Origin of the sequence: Ramlibacter sp. (genome assembly GCF_035655895.1) — a bacterium.
GTDB lineage: Bacteria > Pseudomonadota > Gammaproteobacteria > Burkholderiales > Burkholderiaceae_C > Ramlibacter.
The window spans coordinates 297,345-314,383 of the sequence record NZ_DASRTN010000013.1 but is presented as its reverse complement, the minus strand read 5'-3'; the positions used below and the strand labels follow the sequence as shown (position 1 = coordinate 314,383).

General features: G+C 70.6%; 16 protein-coding genes and 1 tRNA gene. 7 read left to right on the top strand and 10 right to left on the bottom strand.

Annotated elements, in window-relative coordinates; translation table 11 throughout:
• Positions 1–11: 11 nt before the first annotated feature.
• From VFE82_RS15875 to VFE82_RS15860, 4 genes are all read right to left on the bottom strand, one after another.
• Positions 12–1,001: an NAD-dependent epimerase/dehydratase family protein gene (locus VFE82_RS15875; protein WP_325001287.1), complete on the bottom strand. Its 990-nt coding sequence runs from the start codon at positions 999–1,001 to the stop codon at positions 12–14.
• Complete coding sequence (locus VFE82_RS15870) at positions 998–1,990, bottom strand: 3-oxoacyl-[acyl-carrier-protein] synthase III C-terminal domain-containing protein (protein ID WP_325001286.1); 993 nt, start codon at positions 1,988–1,990, stop codon at positions 998–1,000. Before VFE82_RS15870 ends, VFE82_RS15875 begins: the two co-directional genes overlap by 4 nt.
• 495 nt (positions 1,991–2,485) lie before the next feature.
• Positions 2,486–2,842: an Mpo1-like protein gene (locus VFE82_RS15865; protein WP_325001285.1), complete on the bottom strand. Its 357-nt coding sequence runs from the start codon at positions 2,840–2,842 to the stop codon at positions 2,486–2,488.
• A 76-nt stretch (positions 2,843–2,918) separates the two neighbouring features.
• Positions 2,919–3,161, bottom strand: coding sequence for a glutaredoxin (locus VFE82_RS15860; RefSeq protein ID WP_325001284.1), 243 nt, complete (start codon positions 3,159–3,161; stop codon positions 2,919–2,921).
• Positions 3,162–3,327: 166 nt separating this feature from the next.
• Between VFE82_RS15860 and VFE82_RS15855 the strand changes: the two genes are divergently transcribed.
• Genes VFE82_RS15855 through VFE82_RS15840 form a run of 4 tightly spaced genes read left to right on the top strand, consistent with a single transcriptional unit; the run spans position 3,328 to position 7,253 of the window.
• Positions 3,328–5,034 carry a PAS domain-containing methyl-accepting chemotaxis protein gene (locus VFE82_RS15855; protein WP_325001283.1) on the top strand — a complete coding sequence of 569 codons (1,707 nt, stop codon included), beginning with the start codon at positions 3,328–3,330 and terminating at the stop codon, positions 5,032–5,034.
• Entirely contained in the window at positions 5,034–6,392 is a 1,359-nt protein-coding gene (locus VFE82_RS15850; protein ID WP_325001282.1) for a chemotaxis protein CheW, read from the top strand. Before VFE82_RS15855 ends, VFE82_RS15850 begins: the two co-directional genes overlap by 1 nt.
• A 28-nt stretch (positions 6,393–6,420) precedes the next feature.
• Complete coding sequence (locus VFE82_RS15845) at positions 6,421–6,915, top strand: GAF domain-containing protein (protein ID WP_325001281.1); 495 nt, start codon at positions 6,421–6,423, stop codon at positions 6,913–6,915.
• Positions 6,912–7,253 (top strand): response regulator, encoded by a 342-nt coding sequence (locus tag VFE82_RS15840; protein WP_325001280.1) that lies wholly within the window; start codon positions 6,912–6,914, stop codon positions 7,251–7,253. Before VFE82_RS15845 ends, VFE82_RS15840 begins: the two co-directional genes overlap by 4 nt.
• 623 nt (positions 7,254–7,876) lie before the next feature.
• On the opposite strand, the gene VFE82_RS15835 is transcribed toward VFE82_RS15840, so the two are convergent.
• From VFE82_RS15835 to hrcA, 3 genes are all read right to left on the bottom strand, one after another.
• Entirely contained in the window at positions 7,877–8,248 is a 372-nt protein-coding gene (locus VFE82_RS15835) for a hypothetical protein (RefSeq protein ID WP_325001279.1), read from the bottom strand.
• Between the two features lie 360 nt (positions 8,249–8,608).
• Positions 8,609–8,682, bottom strand: a tRNA-Ile gene (locus tag VFE82_RS15830).
• Between the two features lie 26 nt (positions 8,683–8,708).
• Complete coding sequence (gene hrcA, locus VFE82_RS15825; protein WP_325001278.1) at positions 8,709–9,713, bottom strand: heat-inducible transcriptional repressor HrcA; 1,005 nt, start codon at positions 9,711–9,713, stop codon at positions 8,709–8,711.
• 44 nt (positions 9,714–9,757) lie between these two features.
• Here hrcA and VFE82_RS15820 point away from each other — a divergent pair, with 44 nt between their 5' ends.
• The 3 genes from VFE82_RS15820 to rapZ are packed head-to-tail and all read left to right on the top strand — an operon-like array spanning position 9,758 to position 13,178.
• Entirely contained in the window at positions 9,758–10,654 is an 897-nt protein-coding gene (locus VFE82_RS15820) for an NAD kinase (RefSeq protein ID WP_325001277.1), read from the top strand.
• Positions 10,651–12,303, top strand: a complete 1,653-nt coding sequence (gene recN, locus VFE82_RS15815; RefSeq protein WP_325001276.1) for a DNA repair protein RecN — start codon at positions 10,651–10,653, stop codon at positions 12,301–12,303. The genes VFE82_RS15820 and recN overlap by 4 nt, the downstream gene beginning before the upstream one ends.
• A complete protein-coding gene (gene rapZ, locus VFE82_RS15810; RefSeq protein WP_325001275.1) occupies positions 12,300–13,178 on the top strand; it encodes an RNase adapter RapZ in 879 nt (292 codons plus the stop codon). Before recN ends, rapZ begins: the two co-directional genes overlap by 4 nt.
• Here rapZ and mutY read toward each other — a convergent pair.
• From mutY to mutM, 3 genes are read right to left on the bottom strand one after another with little or no spacing between them, the layout of a single operon-like run.
• The gene (mutY, locus tag VFE82_RS15805; protein ID WP_325001274.1) at positions 13,175–14,206 is read right to left on the bottom strand and encodes an A/G-specific adenine glycosylase; all 1,032 of its coding nucleotides are present in this window, start codon (positions 14,204–14,206) and stop codon (positions 13,175–13,177) included. The two genes, rapZ and mutY, sit on opposite strands and share 4 nt — an antisense overlap.
• Complete coding sequence (locus VFE82_RS15800) at positions 14,203–16,152, bottom strand: dynamin family protein (protein WP_325001273.1); 1,950 nt, start codon at positions 16,150–16,152, stop codon at positions 14,203–14,205. The genes mutY and VFE82_RS15800 overlap by 4 nt, the downstream gene beginning before the upstream one ends.
• A 46-nt stretch (positions 16,153–16,198) precedes the next feature.
• Entirely contained in the window at positions 16,199–17,014 is an 816-nt protein-coding gene (gene mutM, locus VFE82_RS15795) for a bifunctional DNA-formamidopyrimidine glycosylase/DNA-(apurinic or apyrimidinic site) lyase (RefSeq protein WP_325001272.1), read from the bottom strand.
• Positions 17,015–17,039: the final 25 nt, after the last annotated feature.

The following is a 17,039-nucleotide window of genomic DNA, read 5'->3' as shown; positions in this document are numbered from 1 at the left end:
GGACCGAGACCTCACGCATGCCGCATGCCCGCCAGCGCCCAGGCGAGCGCCTCTTGCGGCGCATGGTGCGGGCGCCAGTCCAGGCTCTCACGTGCGGCCGTCAGGTCGAAGGTCTGCGACCAGCCGGCGACCATTGCGCCATAGCGGGTCAGCGCGGGCTCTGGCCGGCCGGGCAAGGTGGCCGCCACGCGCTCGGCCACGCTGGCGACCGCGAGTGCGACACGGCGAGGAACCGACCGGATGCGGACCGGCCGGTCGAGCAGGCGGAACACCAGCGCCGCCACCTGGCCCAGGGGCAGCGGCATGCCGCCCGAGATGTTGAAGGCCTGTCCACGCAGGGCCTGGCTGCGCGTGCGGGCCGCCACCAGGGCGGACACCACGTCGCGGGCGTCGGTCAGCTCCACCAGGGCGCGGCCGCCGTGGGGCAGGACCAGCGTGCCGCTGCGTGCCGCGCGCAAGAGCCGGGGAAGCAGGACGGTGTCGAATGGGCTGACGATGGCCCGTGGCCGCAGCACGACCGTCGCCATGCCGGACGACGCGGCGGCCGCGACCAGCCGCTCGGCGGCGAACTTCGTGCGCGCGTAGTCGTTCGGCCAGCGGCGCGGCAAGAGAGACGCCTCGGTCAGCTCGAGGCGGTCGCGTGCTTCCGTGTAGATCGAGGGCGTGGCAACGTGGATGAACGCGGGGCAGCCTGCCACGCGAGCGGCATCGAGCAGCCGCTGCGTCGCCGTGACGTTGGCGGCGGCGAAGGCCTCGGGCTTGCCCCACGGTGCCGAGAGGGCTGCGAGGTGGAACACGGTGTCGACGCCGTCCGTCAGCTGCTGGAGAGGATCGCACGCCAGGTCCGCGGGACGGTACGCGATGCCGGGAGCCGACCACTCGGGCGGCGCCTCGGCTCGGCGGCCGGTGGCGACCACCTGCCAGCCCAGCTCGCGCAGCGCCGGCACCAGCACCCGCCCCAGCCCGCCGGTGGCGCCGGTCACGAGAACCCGGCCCGTCACCACTGGAACACCGCCCCGCCCAGGGAGATGCCGGCGGAGGTGCCGACCATCAGGGCCTGCTCCCCCGTACGCAGGCGCCCGCGCGTACGGGCGACATGCAGGGCGTGCGGCAGGCTGGTCGCGATCTGGTTGCCGTGCTCGGCGAAGATGTCGATGGTGCGGGCATGGCCGTCAGGCAGCATGCGCTTCAGGTGCTCCAGCGCCGGTGCGCTGGCCTGGTGGGGCACGATGGTGGCCAGCTCGTGCGGGGCGGTGCGGGCCTCGCCGAGCAGCGTCTGGAGGAAGCGTGGCAACCGGCGGCCGGCGGCCCGGAACACGCCGGGGCCGTTCATCCGGAACCGCGACGCGGCCAGGAAGCCGTCGATGTCCTCGTGCGGGCGCAGCCGCGTGCCACCGGCTTCCAGGCGGCACAGGTCGGCGCCGTCGGCATACGTCTCGATCCTGAGCGCGCGGCATCGGTGCGCACCGTCCGCCGCCAGGGCGAAGGCGCTCGCACCGTCGCCGAAAATCACCGAGGCTTCATGGTCCCGGAAATCCAGGGCGGCCGACGCGATGTCCGCCGTGAAGACGAGCGCGCGCTGCCACCGCCCGAGTGCGAACCCATCGAGCACGTGCTCCAGTGCCACCAGGAACGACAGGCACGTCGCGTTCACGTCGTAGGCGCGGATGCCGCTGCCCCCCAGCCCCAGGCGGCGCTGCACGAGCGGCGCCGTGCCCGGAATCGGCTGCTCCATCACCCCGCATGCACCGACGATGACGTCCAGCGTGTCCGCGGACCAGTCTGCCTCCGCCAGGGCCTGCGCCGCGGCGGCGGCGGCCATCGCGGAGCTGGTCTCCTGGGGGTCGGCCCATTGCCGGCGGCGGATGCCGAACGTCGCCTCGACATGCCCGTGCGGCATGCCGAGGCGCTCATCGACCTCGCGCGACGAGACCGAGCGCCGGGGATGCGCCACCGCGCTCCCGGCAATGCCGAAACTCCTGCTCTTCATCCTCCGCTCCAGTCTAGCCTTGCGTAGGCCACGTTCGGGCGGAGTGTCTCTTGCGCGCATCGCGGGCGCGGCGGATTTGCTTCGAAGTCCGGCCCTGGAATGCCGGGAGTATCGGGTCGCGGCACCGGGCCGATGCCGGGCGGGGAGCTGCCTGCGCCACCCGCAGGTTGCTAGCGCCAGACGCCCAGGACCGCGATCACCCGCCGCCAGAAAGCGTCGCCCTCGCGCATCGCTGCGATGCCGCATGCAGCGGCGCATGCGGACGCCAGCGCCAGCGCCGCGACAGGATGGAAGGGACCCGCGTGGCAGAACAGCCAGAGCGTGAGCACCAGCCCCAGGAGCGCTCCGCAGACGCAGCGCACGCGACGGCCGACAGCGGCGTCCGACTCGACCGGCAATGGGCCCGTCAGGCGGTTGCTGCCCGGCGACTCAGCGTGGGCGCGGGGCGGCCGGCGGGAGCAGCGCGGCGGTGGCCTGCCCCGCGGCAGCCCACCGTCAGCGCGCTGACGCATTCCGGAGGGCTCGCCACCAGCCACCCGACAGCACGAACCGGGGGAAGGTGACCCATTGCTCCAGGAAGATGCGGCCCACGGCGTTGGCCGGACCGGTGAATGGTTCGGGTGGCATCGCCTCCCGGCCGTGCCCGCGCCCCTGCAAGGCGACGGACACCACCATGGCCGCGAGCGACACGAGCGCCGTCAGCCACCAGGCGCGCGCCAGCGCCACGACCAGCAGGATGTTCCCGGCGAGGAACAGCGGCACCACCAGGATGTGCAGGACGAGGTTCGCCCGGGACTGGTGGTACCGCTGGTACCCGTCCCACTGCCAGCGAAGCAACTGAACGACTCCCATGGATGCGCCTCCTTTGCTCAGCGCCCGCCGGTGCTCATGGCGGCGGGCCATCGGCAGGCCAACGCCCGCCCGTTGTTCACGACGACAGCTGCCCGAGCGCGGCCTGCAGGCCTGCCAGACCGCCGACGCGCTGATCGTTGATGAAGACCTGCGGCATCTGACGCACCGCGGGCCCGCACTTGGCGTAGAAGGCCAGGCGCTCGGCCTCGTCGTCGATCCGGATTTCCTCGAACGCGAGGGACCGGGACTTCAGCAGCATCTTGACGGACTCGCACTGAGGGCAGGCCGACTTGGAGTAGACGACGATCTTCAAGCTCATCCTGCCAGTGTAGTGCCGCGTCTGCAGAGCCACGCGCGCTGCAGGCAGCCGACACCCGTGTGGTCGCCCCGGCGGTTGCGCAGCGTTCTTGGAGGATGCCATGGGCGGGCTCAAGTCGCGGGCGAAGAAGCCGAAAGGCTACATAGACCTTCGAAAGCCCCACCCGATGACCGATTCCGCACCGTCCGCAGACCAGCGCCGGGCGCGTGGCCTGTTGGCTGCGCTCGACCACACACAGGCCGTGATCGAGTTCGACCTCGACGGCCACGTGCTGCACGCCAACCCGCGCTTCCTGCAGTGCATGGGCTATGCCCTCGACGAAGTGGCCGGCCGCCACCACCGCATCTTCTGCACGCCGGAGGAGGCCGGCAGCGCGCAGTACGGCGCCTTCTGGAACCGCCTGCGCGCCGGCCAGGCCGAAGAGGGCCTGTTCATGCGCGTCGACAAGCAGGGTCGGCCGGTCTGGCTGCAGGCCTCCTACAGCCCGGTGTACGACGAGGACGGCCGCCCGGTGGGCGTGGTCAAGCTCGCCACCGATGTGACCGAGGCGCGCCGCAAGGAGCTGGAGACGCAGGCCAAGATCGCCGCCATCGACCGGGTGCAGGCCGTCATCGAGTTCGACCTCGAGGGCCACGTGCTGTGGGCCAACGACAACTTCCTGGCCACCTTCGGCTACTCGCTGGCGCAGGTGCGCGGCCAGCATCACCGCCTGTTCTGCGATCCGGCGCACGTGCGCTCGCCCGAGTACCAGCAGTTCTGGCAGCGGCTCGGGCGCGGCGAAGCGGACGCCGGCCGCTACCGCCGTCGCACGCGCGACGGTGCCGATGTCTGGATCCAGGCCTCGTACAACCCGGTGCTGGGCGTCGACGGCAAGCCGGCCAAGATCGTCAAGTACGCCACCGACATCACCGCCGACGTGGTGCGCGGCACGGAGACGCAGGCCAAGCTGGACGCGCTGGACCGCTCCCAGGCCGCCATCGAGTTCGACATGCAGGGCAACGTGCTGGCAGCCAACGCCAACTTCCTGCGCGCGATGGGCTACACGGCCCAGGAGATCATCGGCCAGCACCACGCGATGTTCTGCGAGCCCGAGCACGTGCGCACGCAGGAGTACCGCGACTTCTGGGCCGACCTCGGCCAGGGCCAGTTCAAGTCGGGCCGCTACCGCCGCCGCGGCAAGCACGACGCCGAGGTGTGGATCCAGGCCACCTACAACCCGGTGCTCGACATGGACGGCCGGCCGTACAAGGTCGTGAAGTTCGCCGTCGACATCACCGCGCAGGTCGTGCGCGAGCGCGAGGTCGCCCGCAAGCTGGACGCCATCACCGGCCAGCTGCAGGGGCTGGCCACGTCCATCGCGACCGTGGCGCGCACCACCGAGCGCACCAGCCACCTGGCTGGCGAGACCCAGCGCGCCGCTGGCGAAGGCAGCCAGCTGCTGCAGCGCTCGCGGGAGGCCATCATCGGCATCCAGAAGTCGGCGGACGCGGTGCACGAGATCGTCGACACGATCGGCGAGATTTCCAGCCAGACCCACCTGCTCGCGTTCAACGCCGCGATCGAGGCGGCCCGTGCCGGCGAGCACGGCGTCGGCTTTTCCGTGGTCGCGGACGAGGTGCGCAAGCTGGCCGAAAAGTCAGCCAAGGCGGCGCGCGAGATCGCCCGGCAGATCAGCCAGAACATGGGCCAGGTCACCGAGGGCGGCCGGCTGTCCGAAGACGTGGACGCCGCCTTCGGACGCATCCTGCGCCAGGTCGGCGACACCAGCCAGGCGGTCGGCGAGATCGACCGGGCCATGGCCGAGCAGTCGACCTCCACGCGCAATGTGGCTGGCCTGCTGCGGGACCTGCAGGCGGTGGCGGTGGGCCACTGATGCACGCCCGGCTGCATGCGCGCGTGCGCGTCGGGGCGCACGACCTCGCCGTGCCCGCGCAGGCCGTGCTCGCCGCCGTCCAGCCCGAGGGGCCGCCGGCGACGCTGCCACGCCGCGGCGGCGCGCTGGTCGGTGCCTGCCCCACGCCCTGGGGCGTGGTGCCGGTGGTTGACCTCTCCCGCTGGATCGACATGGGCCAGGCTCCCGGTGCGAGCACCGGTGAGGTGCTGGTCCTGCAGGAGGGGTCGCGGCGGGTGGCCGTGCGCGCGGACGGACTGCACGGCGTGGTCCGCGGCGGCTGTGTGCAGCGCCTGCACCAGGACGACGATCCCCAGCAGTTGTTCCAGTCGGCCGTGCAATGGCCCGACGGCGGCGGCCTCTCGCCCCTGCTCGAGGTCGGGCGGCTGGCCGACCTGGCACGCGCGTGGGCCGACGCGGACGCCGACGCCGCCTGCGCCCTGCCCGGCGACGCCTTGCAGCCCGCTGCAGCACAGGAGGGCGGCGAACGCCTGCCGCATGCCGTGTTCGATGCCGGTGGCCACCTGTGGGCGCTGCCGGTCGGCGCCGTGGTGCAGGTGCGCCCCGCGGCACCGCTGGAGTACGCCTTCCCCGGCGATGGCGCGACCCGCGGCTTCTGCAGTTGGGACGGCAACAAGCTGCCCGTGCTCGACCTCGGCCGCCTGCACGGCCTTCCGCCTGCTGGCGGCGCACTGATGGCGCTTGCCACCGACGGCAGCCACGGTGTGGCGCTGCTGGTGGATGCGGTGCGCCAGGTGCACCGGTTGCCGGTGGCGCAGCCCGCTGACGGAGCGCCCCAATGGGTGCCAGGCCTGGGCGAAGTGCGCCGCGTGGACGCCGCGGCGTTGCTGCGGGGGCTTCCTCAGGCGGTGCTCGCCGGGCCGTCCACGGGCCAGCCTGCGCGACCCGCGTCTGCGAACGCCGAGGCGCCGTCGTCGGCAGCCCACCTGCTGTTCGAGCACGACGCGATCTACGCCACGCCGGCCGAGGCGGTGCTGTGCGTGCTGGCGCTCGATGCCGAGCAAGGGCGCGCGGCGGCTGCCGGCGAGCCCCTGCACCTGCGCTGGCGCGAGCGGCTGGTGCCAGTGCACGCCCTGCCCTGCTACAGCGGCCGCTCGCCGGCCAACGCACCCCGCGTGGCGCTGCTCGTGGACCCGGGCGACGGCGCCGCGGTGGCCATCGCGGTGGCCGGGCTGCGCGGCTGGGCCACGGGCCAGCGGGCCAGCGGCATGCGCGTGGCCAACCTGGGCGAACTCTCGCTGCTGACGGTGGGCGAGGGCGCCGCCCGCAGCAGCCACATGGTGGTCGACCTCGCCGAGGTCGCCTATGCGCTGGCGTGAGCCGGCATCCACACGACACATTGCAGCCATGATTCCTGCCCCCATTCCCGCCGACGACGAGGCCCGCGTGCGCGCCTTGCGTGAGCTGCTCCTGCTGGACACGCCACCGGAGGAACGGTTCGACCGCATCGTGCAGTTCGCCGCCGAGCAGTTCGATTGCCCGATCGCGCTGGTCAGCCTCGTCGACGCGGACCGCCAGTGGTTCAAGGCCCGCGTGGGCCTGGAAGCCTGCGAGACCGGTCGCGACATCTCCTTTTGCGGCCACGCAGTCGCTGACCGCGAGACCCTGGTGGTGGTGGACGCGTCGCGCGACCCGCGCTTCGCCGACAACCCGCTGGTGGTGGGCCCGCCGCACATCCGCTTCTATGCCGGCGCGCCGCTGCTCGCGCCCGGGGGCCAGGCGGTCGGCACCCTGTGCCTGATCGACACCCGCCCACGCTCGCCCGATGCGGCCGACCTCGCCATCCTGCGCGCGATGCGCCAGCTGGTGCAGGAGGAACTTGCGGCGGGGTACCGGCCATGAGCCCTGCCCTGCCCCGCGTGCTGCTGGTCGAGCCGCAGTTCGTGCTGCGGCGCACCTTCGCCGCCGCCGCACGCGACCTCGGCCTGGCCGAGGTGCACGAGGCCGCCAACCTCGGCGCCGCCGAACGGCTGGCTGCGTTGCAGTCCTACGCGGCCGTGGTGCTGTCGCAGGAAGCCGCGCCAGCTGCGGCGCCCGGCGCCTTGCAGCAGCTGGCCGACACCGCCCAGGCAGCGCGGCGCATCCTGCTGCTGGCCCCGGGCGAGGCCGCGCCCGACGGGGTGACGGTGCTGCGCAAGCCGGTGAAGGTGAAAGACCTACTGGGCGCGCTCGCGGGCTAAAGGATCAGCCACACCCGTCAGCTCGGTCAGCCCAACTCCAACGCCCCGCAGAACGCGATCGGGCCGCCAACGAGGAGATTGGCTACTACCTGTTCGATGCGCCGTTCATCGGCGGGCACGATCTGCAGCATCTGCCCGTGGAGCAACGGCGCCACGCGTTCCAGGCGGCGCTGCGCCCAGCCGATCGGCTGCGTTTCAACGAGGAGATCCGGGGACCCTGGGCACCTTCAGCGAGTGGCACGAGGGAGGCTCGCTGCGGCATGCGTCTTTCAAGGGGCCGCGCGCGGACAAGCCCGCTCAGGCGGTGGAGCGCGAGCCAGCGGTCTCGGCGCCGAATCGCCTGCGCGGCGCAAGGACACGCACGGCGATCGCCTCATCGGCGACAGCACAGGTGCGACCCAGGCTGGACTGGTGCACGACTACACGAAGGTCGCCGCTGGGCCCTGTGGCACCTGCTTGCGTGTCCATGCCAAACGCGTGGGAGCAGTTCGGCGAGGTGGCGAGTGGCGCGGACTGGACGGTCAGTTGCGCTGACGCACCTGAAGCGGCGGTGGCATGCTCCCTGCCCCAGTATTCGACCGTTGCGCAATAGCGGCTAGGCCGCGCAACAACGAGCACGGGCCTTAACGTGGCTCGATGGCTGCTTCATATTCAGCCAGCTTCGCCATCACGTCGGACTTGTCTTTGTACTTCCGTTTGAGGGTGGCGAGCTCCGCATCTGTGCCAATGCAGAACTCGCGCATGCTCTTGTTCAAGAACTCTCTTCGTTCAGCATCGTACGGTTCCTCACCGCGGAAGTGATCGCAGAGATCCCGCCGCTGCACGAAGCGCGCGACATCCGGAGGCAGCGTCTGGTCCCCAAGCGCGGCAAGAGAAGCAAGCCCTAACAGGATGGCGAAGAGTGATTTGGTCCCAAGCTGTCCCATGTCGTTCCCACGGCTTCTTCTTGCGATCGTAATATTGAATCTCACTCCATCCGGATGCGACTGATGCACCAGATGAACATGCTGATGTAAAGCGGTGCGTTCACAGCGACGGCGAAGGTCGTCCTCAACATATGGTCACGCGCGTTCTGACTCATCAATGGTCTGCAAACTGGTGCGCTGTTTGCGAGGCGCAGATTTGCCAGTACCAGATGGAGAAAGCACCGGGAGCGAGGATCCTCGAAAGCGGCCAGCGACCGCACGGACGGACGCCATGAGGACCTCAGTTCACACCCCTAGCTGCGCCTGCGCCAAACGAAAGGCGCAAGTTGATTGCTGTCATCCGCCTGTAACGGGCTACATGGTAGCTATACGAGCTCAACGTGAGCGTCCGAGCTCCTTCCGGAGCGCCAACACGCTTGCGCCGACGGGTAGGGCGTGCTGGACTTGAACCAGCGACCAAGGGATTATGAGTCCCCTGCTCTGACCAACTGAGCTAACGCCCCCTGTGCGGCGGACGATTGTAGGCGGGCTACTTGTGGTGGCTCAGCGCGTTGCTGACCAGCCGCGCGGTGATGTCGACGATCTGGATCATGCGGTCGTAGGGCATGCGCGTGGGGCCGATCACGCCCAGGGTGCCCACCACCTGGCCGTCGACCTCGTAGGGCGAGCTGACCACCGACAGCTCCTCGAACGGCACGACCTGGCTCTCGCCGCCGATGTAGATGCGCACGCCCGCGGCCTGGCTGGAGATGTCGAGCAGGCGCATCAGCTGGGTCTTCTGCTCGAACAGCTCGAAGGCCTTGCGCAGCTGCGACATGTCGCTGGAGAAATCGGTGACGGCCAGCAGGTTGCGCTCGCCGGAGATCACCACGTCGTCCTGGGCCTGGCTCATCGCTTCGGAGCTGGCGTCCACCGCCGTCTGCATCAGCTGGGCGATCTCGCCGCGCAGTTGCTCGACCTCGCCCTTGAGGCGCTCGCGCACCTGCTCGATGGCCAGCCCGGCATAGTGCGTGTTGAGGTAGTTCGACGCCTCGACCAGCTGCTGCTGGGTGTAGTCTGTCTGCGTGAAGACAACCCGGTTCTGCACGTCGCCATCGGGCGAGACGATGATGACCAGGAAGCGCCGCTCCGACAGCCGCAGGAACTCGATGTGCCGGAACACCGACGTGCGGCGTGGCGCCATCACCACGCCGACGAACTGCGAGAGGTTCGACAACAGCTGGGCCGCATTGGCGATCACGCGCTGCGGCTGGTCGGCCGGCAGCGTGGGCGCATTGAACTGCTCGCGCTGCACGGTGAGCATGGTGTCGACGAACAGGCGGTAGCCGCGCGCCGTCGGGATTCGCCCGGCGGAGGTGTGCGGGCTGGCGATCAGCCCCAGGTCCTCCAGGTCGGACATCACGTTGCGGATGGTGGCTGGCGAGAGCTCCAGCCCCGAGGCACGCGAGAGCGTGCGGGAGCCGACGGGCTGGCCGTCGGCGATGTAGCGCTCGACCAGCGCTTTCAACAACAACTTGGCACGGTCATCGAGCATGGTGAGCAGGCTTTGCTGAGATTTTAATGATGTAATTTGCGCCAATGAAGACCTTGTTTCGCCAGGTTGCGTTGATCGGCAAGTACCACGCCGTCGCCGGCGGGGCAGCGGCAGCGGGGAACCGGGCCGCGCTGGAGGACATCGCACAATTCCTGGCCGGCGAGGGCTGCGATGTCGCCATCGAGCACGACACGGCCACAACGTCGGGCATCACCGGTTATCCGGTGCTCGACGTCCCCGGCATCGGCGCGAAGTGCGATCTGGGCCTGGTGGTCGGCGGCGACGGCACCATGCTGGGCATCGGCCGGCAGCTGGCGCGCTTCGGCGTGCCGCTGATCGGCATCAACCAGGGCCGCCTGGGCTTCATCACCGACATCCCCCTCGACCGCTACCGGCAGGTGCTCTCGCCCATGCTGCGCGGCGAGCACGAGGAAGACCGCCGCAGCCTGATCGACTCGTGCGTCATGCGCGACGGCGAATGCGTGTTCAAGGCCCTCGCGATGAACGACGTGGTGGTCAACCGCGGCGCCACCTCCGGCATGGTCGAACTGCGGGTCGAGGTGGACGGCCATTTCGTGGCCAACCAGCGGGCCGACGGCCTGATCGTGGCGACGCCGACCGGCTCCACCGCCTATTCGCTGTCGGCCGGCGGGCCGCTGCTGCATCCGGCCAACCCGACCTGGGTGCTCGTGCCGATCGCGCCGCACACGCTGTCGAACCGGCCGATCGTGCTGCCCGACAGCGGCGAGATCGCCATCGAACTGGTGGCCGGGCGCGACGCCAGTGCCAATTTCGACATGCAGTCCCTGGCGTCGCTGCTGCACGGCGACCGCATCCTGGTGCGCCGCTCGGAGCACCAGGCGCGCTTCCTGCATCCCCGGGGCTGGACCTACTACGACACGCTGCGCAAGAAGCTGCACTGGAACGAGGGGGGATCGTGAGCATCCGGCGGATCAACCTGCGCGATTTCGTGATCGTGCGCGAACTCGAGCTCGACCTGGATTCGGGCTTTTCCGTGCTGACCGGCGAGACCGGCGCCGGCAAGTCGATCCTGGTCGACGCGCTGCAGCTGGCCCTGGGCGCCCGGGGCGACGCGGGCGTGGTGCGCGAAGGCGCCGCTCGCGCGGAGATCAGCGTCGAGTTCGACCATCCCCAGGCGCTTGCCGGCTGGCTCGACCAGGCCGGCTTCGAGCCGGGCGACACGCTGCTGCTGCGCCGCAACATCGACGCCCAGGGCAAGAGCCGGGCGTGGGTCAACGGCAGCCCCGCCACCGCCACCCAGCTGCGCGAACTCGGTGAGCAGCTGGTCGACATCCACGGCCAGCACGCCTGGCAGAGCCTGACCAGGCCGGACGCCGTGCGCGGCCTGCTCGATGCGTACGCCGGCGTGTCGACCGACGAGATCCAGCGGCTCTGGCAGGCGTGGCGCAGCGCGCAGCAGCAGCTCGAGGACGCCCGCCAGGCGCAGGACACCCTGCAGCGCGAACGGGAGCGGCTGGCCTGGCAGATCGGCGAGGTCGAGAAGCTGGCGCCTGGCGCCGACGAATGGGACGAGCTCAACGCCGGGCACACGCGGCTGTCGCACGCGCAGGCGCTGCTGGAAGCCGCACGCGGCGCGCTGGAGGCCCTGGAGGGCGAGGACAGCGGTGCCACCGGGCGGCTCGCGCAGGCCCATGGCGCGTTACAGGCACAGGAGCACCTGGAGCCGGAGTTCCAAGCGCTGGCCGAGGTGCTGGCGTCCAGCCTGGCGCAGGCCGAGGACGCCGCGCACTCGCTGCACGCGTACCTGCGCAAGACCGACCTCGACCCCGACCGGCTGGCCGAACTCGACGAGCGCATGTCGCTGTGGCTCTCGCTGGCGCGCCGCTACAAGCGCACCCCGCCCGAATTGCCGGCCTTGCTGGCCGGCTGGAAGGACGAGCTGACCCGGCTGGATGCCGCGGCCGACCTGCAGGCACTGGAGGCGGCCGAACAGCGGCATGCGCAAGCGTTCCTGGCGGCCGCCAAGACCCTGTCCAAGGCGCGCGCCAAGGCCGCGCCGCAGCTGGCCAAGGCGATCACGCAGGCGATGCAGGGCCTGGGCATGCAGGGCGGCCGTTTCGAGGTGCAGCTGCAGGCACTGCCTCAGCCTGCGCAGTGGGGCCTGGACGACGTCAGCTTCCTCGCGGCCGGCCATCCGGGCGCCACGCCGCGGCCGGTGGGCAAGGTCGCCTCCGGCGGCGAGCTCTCGCGCATCGCGCTGGCCATCGCGGTCACCACCAGCGAGCTGGGCACGGCGCAGACGCTGATCTTCGACGAAGTCGACTCGGGCGTCGGCGGCGCGGTCGCCGAGACGGTCGGGCGCCTGATGAAGCAGCTCGGCCGCGATCGCCAGGTGCTGGCAGTCACCCACCTGCCGCAGGTGGCCGCCTGCGCCGACCACCACCTCGTGGTGTCCAAGCAGAGCGACAAGGCCGGCACCACCAGCCGCGTGGAGCCGGTCCAGGGCGAGCAGCGGGTCGCCGAGGTCGCGCGCATGCTGGGCGGCGAACGACTGTCCGGCACCACCCTCGCCCACGCCAAGGAAATGCTGGGCAGCGCCGCGCCATGAGCCTGGACCTGGTCCTCATCACCGGGATGTCGGGTTCCGGCAAGTCGGTGGCCCTGCGCGCCCTGGAAGACGCCGGCTTCTACTGCGTCGACAACCTGCCGCCCGAGCTGCTGCTCTCGTTCGTGGCGCTGGAGCAGGCGAACAAGGGCAAGCACGTGGCCATCGCGATGGACGTGCGCAGCGCCACGTCGCTGCCGCAGGTGCCGGCGCAGCTGCGCGAACTGCGGGCGCAGGGCGTGCAGATCCGATCACTGTTCCTCGACTCCACCACCGACACCTTGGTGCGCCGCTTCTCCGAGACGCGTCGCCGCCATCCGCTGTCGCGGCAGCAGACCGGCGACCAGGACCCGCTGCAGCGCGAGCACGCGCTGGTCGACGCCATCGAGCTGGAGCGCGAACTGCTGGCCGACCTGCGCGAGCAGGCGCACGTGATCGACAGCAGCACGATCCGGCCGGCGCAGCTGCAGGCCCAGGTCAAGGCGCTGCTCTCGGCGCCGACCAACCAGCTGACGCTGGTGTTCGAATCGTTCGCCTTCAAACGCGGAATTCCGGTGGATGCCGACTACGTGTTCGACGTGCGCATGCTGCCCAATCCGCACTACGAGCCGGCGCTGCGCGACCTGACCGGCATGGACGCACCGGTGGCCGACTACCTGCATGGGCAGGAGAGCGTCGAGAACATGTACCGCTGCATCGAAGGCTTCCTGCAGACCTGGCTCGATCCGCTCGCACGCGACCACCGCAGCTACGTCACGGTGGCCATCGGCTGCACCGGTGGGCAACACCGCTCGGTCTACCTGGTGGAACGGCTGGCCGCCGCGTTCGGCAGCCGCTGGACCACCCTGAAGCGGCACCGCGAGATGGAGCGGGCCTAGGCCCCGAGCAGCCGGCGCACCGGCGTGGGCAGCCCCAGCGAGGGCCATTGCGCCGGCGCGAACCAGCCACCCTCCGCACGTGACCAGCCATCGGCGGCGAACTGCGCGCGCACCGGGTGCAGGTGCAGGTCCTTGTGGGTGAGCACGTGCAGGAACGCCGCCTCGTCGAGCAGCGCCGCGCGGTCGGCGGCGGGCACGGCCGCCTCGAGCGCCTCACGCGAATCGAACAGCGGCAGGCAGTACAGCCCGGCCCAGACGCCCGGCACCGGGCGCTTTTCCAGCCAGACCGAGCCGTCGTCCGCCTGCGCACGCAGCAACCAGAGCGATTGCGAGGAGCGCTTGAGCTTGCGCGTGCGGACCGGGTAGGCCTCGGGGCGGTCTTCGCGCCGCGCGGCGCACAGCGTCTGCACCGGGCACAGCAGGCAGCTGGGCTGGCGGACCAGGCACACGGTCGCGCCCAGGTCCATCAGCCCCTGGGTGTAGGCCGGCATGTCGTCCGCCGCCTCGGGCAGCAGTTCGGTGGCACGCTGCCAGAGCGCGCGCTCGGCCGCCGGGCTCGCCAGATCGTCGCCGAAGGCGAGCGTGCGGGCCAGCACCCGCTTCACGTTCCCGTCGAGGATGGCCGCGCGCTCGCCGAAGCAGAACGCCGCGATCGCCGCCGCCGTCGAGCGGCCGATGCCCGGCAGCTGCTGCAGCTGCGCGCTCGCTGCGGGGAATGCACCGCCGTGGCGCGCCATGACGTCCTGTGCGCAGCGGTGCAGGTTGCGGGCACGGCTGTAGTAGCCCAGGCCGCTCCAGAGTGCGAGCACGTCGTCCAGCGGTGCGGCGGCCAGGGCACTGACGTCGGGGTATCGCTGCAGGAAGCGGTCGTAGTAGCCCAGCACGACCGACACCTGGGTCTGCTGCAGCATGATTTCGGAGAGCCACACCCGGTAGGGGTCGCGCGTGGCCTGCCAGGGCAGGCCACTGCGGCCGTGGCTGCGCTGCCAGCGCACCACCTGGCTGGCGAAACCTTCCGGGAGGGTCATGCCCGCTGGAGTTCGGGCTGCTCGGCCGCGGGCGGCGCCAGCAGGTGCTGGGTGAGTTCCCCCAGCTTGGCGTCGAGTTCGCTGATCGCGGTTTCCTGGGCTTCGATCTCGGCGATGCGGTCGTCCAGCCCGGATGCGGCCTGCTGGATCCGCTCGATGGCTTCCATGCGGCGCACGAAGTTGCGGCGACGCTCGCGCAGTTGCGCGTCGAGCTGGGCGGCCGCGCCCTTGTTCCACAGCTCGACCTCGCCAAGCGCCGATTCGTAGATCACGCGCAGGCGGGTGGTGAGCGCACGCACCAGGCGGTCGGCGAACTCGGGCTGCGCCAGGCGCAGCGCGTTCGTCATGCCCAGGTACTGCTGGTGGCTGCGCTCGACCAGCTCGAGGTCACGCTCGAACCTGGCGAGGTCGGGCTCCTTGGGCGGCTGCAGCGAGAAGCCGTACTCGGCATTCAGCTGGCGGAAGGTGCCGGTCAGCATCGACTGGATCTCGCCGCCCGTCTTGTGGGCCTTGCGCAGGCCCTCGCGCAGCCGGTCGAACGTGGCCCCGTAGGCCTTGCGCACGCCCAGCTTGATGCCGGGCTGGCGCAGCTCCCGCGTGAGCTCGGCCATCTCGGCCTTCAGGGTGGAGGTGCCCAGCAGGGTGAAGACTTCGCGCAGCAGGCGCAGGTGCACCGAGCGCACGGCGTGGATCTTGGCGCCGCTGACGTCGAAATCGCGCTGTTCCTGCTCGATGCGCGACCGCATGTGGCGGATCACCGAGGTGTTCTTGCCGCGCAGGCCGCGCAGCTCGATCATCTGCTCGGCCAGGTCGCGCCGGCGGATGTTGAGCGAGCGGCCGGCCTCGGTGCGCAGATCGTTGATGCTGGTGGCGACGGCCGTGCGCAGGATCTTCTGGCGCTGGCCCATCATGCCCTGGCCCAGCGCCCGCTCCAGCACCGGCAACTGGCTAGCAGCCAGCAGCTCGGCATCGTTGTTCACCTTGGCGACCAGGCCCTTCTGGCCGGACACTGGGATCACCTGCTCGGGGCGCAGGCCCAGGATCTCGGCCGAGGTGGCGCGCTGGCGCTCGATCTGCGCCTGGACCTGGACGGTGGTGCTGAGCGAGTCCCACATCGTGTCGATCTTGTTCAGCACGACGAGGCGGGAGTCGCTCTCCGGGCTGTCGGCGATGAGGTGTTCGCGCCAGATCGCCAGGTCGGACTTGGTGACGCCGGTGTCGGCGGCCAGGATGAAGACGACGGCGTGCGCCTGCGGGATCAGGTTGACCGTCAGTTCCGGCTCGGCGCCGATGGCGTTCAGGCCCGGAGTGTCCAGGATCACCAGCCCCTGCTTGAGCAGCGGGTGGGCGATGTTGATGAGGGCATGGCGCCAGCGTGGGATCTCGACCGTTCCGTCGGCCGCGACCATCGGGTTGTCTTCGGGCGTGTCGTCGTGCCAGAAGCCCAGCGCACGCGCCTCGTCCTTGCTGACGTGGCGCACCTCGGCCACCTTCTCGAAGGCCTTGGCCAGCTGCGCCGAGTCGTTCACGTCCAGATCGACGCGGGTCCACTTCTCGGGCGCGAGGCGCCACTCCATCAGCGGCTGCGGCTGCAGGCGCGTCTCGATCGGGAGCAGACGCAGGCAGGGCGGCACCTCGGCGTCGTACCCCAGCTCGGTGGGGCACATCGTGGTGCGGCCGGCGCTGGCCGGCATGATGCGGCGCTTGTAGCCGGCGAAGAAGATCGCGTTGATCAACTCGGACTTGCCGCGCGAGAACTCGGCGACGAAGGCCACCATGACCTTGTCCGAACGCACCTGCGTCTCGAGGCGGCGCAGGCGCTCCTCGATCGCGGAGTCGAGCAGGTCGTGGTCCTTGAGCCACTCGGACAGCAGCTTCAGGCGCAGAGCGAACTCACGCCGCCATGCGCCGTGCTGGTCGAACTGCTCGTTGAAGGAAGTGCCCACTGTGCCCCCGTATTGCCGGGTTGAATATAGCACCGGGGCGGCCAGCTCAGACTTTCTGGCAGGACGGGCAGAAGAAGGTCGCCCGCTGGCCCTGCCGAATGCCACGGACCGTGGTGCCGCAGACACGGCACGGCTGGCCGGCCCGGCCATAGACCGCGGCCTCCAGCTGGAAGTAGCCGGACTCGCCGTTCGCGTTCGAGAAGTCGCGCAGCGTGCTGCCGCCTTTGCGGACGGCCCTGGCCAGCACGTCGCGGATGGCGGCATGCAGCTTGCGGGCCCGCGGTCCGCTGACCCGCGAAGCCGCGAGCGTCGGGCGGATCCCGGCCAGGAACAGCGCTTCGGACGCATAGATGTTGCCGACGCCGACCACGACGTCGCCGGCCAGCAGCACCTGCTTGATCGGCGCCTTGCGACGGCGCAGCGCCGCGTGGAAGGCTTCGGGCTCGAAGTCGTCGCCCAGCGGCTCCACGCCCAAGGCCCCCAGCAGCTTGGCAGCCTCGGCCGACTGCTCGCCCGAGGCATACACGACCGCTCCGAACCGGCGCGGGTCGTTCAGCCGCAGCACGCCCCGGGTGGTCACCAGGTCGAAGTGGTCGTGCACGCCCGGGTCGGGCGCGGTGGCCACGAAGGCCAGGCTGCCCGACATGCCCAGGTGCAACAGCAGCAGGCCGTCGTCCAGGTCGATCAGGAGGTACTTGCCGCGGCGCCGGACGGCGCGGACGGTGCGCCCCTGGAGCTGCGCGGGCAGGCATCCGAGCGGCCAGCGCAGGGGTTTGCCCAGTCGCACCTGCTCGATGCAGGCGCCGGCGATGCGGTCGGCAAAACTGAGGCGCGTGACCTCGACTTCGGGCAATTCAGGCATCGCTGCGGGCGCGTGGAGCCGGGAT

Bases quoted from the DNA above. Each gene is read 5' to 3' on its own strand.
- VFE82_RS15860 (WP_325001284.1), bottom strand. From the start codon at position 3,161: ATGAGCTTGAAGATCGTCGTCTACTCCAAGTCGGCCTGCCCTCAGTGC.
- VFE82_RS15845 (WP_325001281.1), top strand. From the start codon at position 6,421: ATGATTCCTGCCCCCATTCCCGCCGACGACGAGGCCCGCGTGCGCGCC.
- VFE82_RS15870 (WP_325001286.1), bottom strand. From the start codon at position 1,990: ATGAAGAGCAGGAGTTTCGGCATTGCCGGGAGCGCGGTGGCGCATCCC.
- mutM (WP_325001272.1), bottom strand. From the start codon at position 17,014: ATGCCTGAATTGCCCGAAGTCGAGGTCACGCGCCTCAGTTTTGCCGAC.
- VFE82_RS15865 (WP_325001285.1), bottom strand. From the start codon at position 2,842: ATGGGAGTCGTTCAGTTGCTTCGCTGGCAGTGGGACGGGTACCAGCGG.
- rapZ (WP_325001275.1), top strand. From the start codon at position 12,300: ATGAGCCTGGACCTGGTCCTCATCACCGGGATGTCGGGTTCCGGCAAG.
- VFE82_RS15855 (WP_325001283.1), top strand. From the start codon at position 3,328: ATGACCGATTCCGCACCGTCCGCAGACCAGCGCCGGGCGCGTGGCCTG.
- mutY (WP_325001274.1), bottom strand. From the start codon at position 14,206: ATGACCCTCCCGGAAGGTTTCGCCAGCCAGGTGGTGCGCTGGCAGCGC.
- hrcA (WP_325001278.1), bottom strand. From the start codon at position 9,713: ATGCTCGATGACCGTGCCAAGTTGTTGTTGAAAGCGCTGGTCGAGCGC.
- VFE82_RS15850 (WP_325001282.1), top strand. From the start codon at position 5,034: ATGCACGCCCGGCTGCATGCGCGCGTGCGCGTCGGGGCGCACGACCTC.
- VFE82_RS15840 (WP_325001280.1), top strand. From the start codon at position 6,912: ATGAGCCCTGCCCTGCCCCGCGTGCTGCTGGTCGAGCCGCAGTTCGTG.
- VFE82_RS15820 (WP_325001277.1), top strand. From the start codon at position 9,758: ATGAAGACCTTGTTTCGCCAGGTTGCGTTGATCGGCAAGTACCACGCC.